The following is a 698-nucleotide window of genomic DNA, read 5'->3' as shown; positions in this document are numbered from 1 at the left end:
CGCTGGTGGTGGCCGAACGCTTCAAGATGCTGGAGGCGCTGTTTCCCGGCCGCATCGACCTCGGCCTCGGCCGCGCCCCCGGCACCGATGGCGCCACCGCCTACGCGCTGCGCAGCCGGCTCGACCGCCGCGAGGGCGACGACTTCCTGGAACGGCTGCACGAATTGATCCTGTGGGAGACCCGCGAATTCCCGTCGGGCCATCCCTACAACAACGTCGTCGCGATGCCCGACGACACCAGGCTGCCGCCGATCTGGCTGCTCGGCTCCAGCGATTATTCGTCGGAACTGGCCGCGCAAGTCGGCATGGGCTTCGCCTTCGCGCACCACTTCGCATCCCATGATGCGATCGATGCGATGGTGCATTACCGCAACCGCTTCCAGCCCTCGGCCTGGCGCGCCACGCCGCACGCGATCCTCGCCGTCGCCGTCATCGCGGCGGAGACCGACGAGGAAGCTGAAAAGCTCGCGACATCCTTCGATCTCAATCGCCTGCGCCGCGACCGCGGCCAATATCTTCCGCTGCCGAGCGTCGAGGAGGCGCTGGCCTATCCCTATACGGACGCCGAGCGCACCTCGATCACCCGCAACCGCTCGCGCCTGTTCGTCGGCAGTCCTGCGACCGTGCAGAAGAAGCTCCAGCCGCTGATCGATTCCAGCAAGCCGGACGAGCTGATGGTGATCACCGCGGTGTACGAC

General features: G+C 67.0%; 1 protein-coding gene. It reads left to right on the top strand.

The annotated features are described in order from the left end of the window. On the top strand, positions 1–698 hold a 698-nt coding region (locus AC1D00_RS44015), incomplete at both ends, for an MsnO8 family LLM class oxidoreductase (RefSeq protein ID WP_477015059.1).

Source organism: Bradyrhizobium sp. P2_E8 (assembly GCF_056403875.1).
Note: the sequence above shows the minus strand (reverse complement) of the source record. Positions and strands in the feature narration are given on the sequence as shown.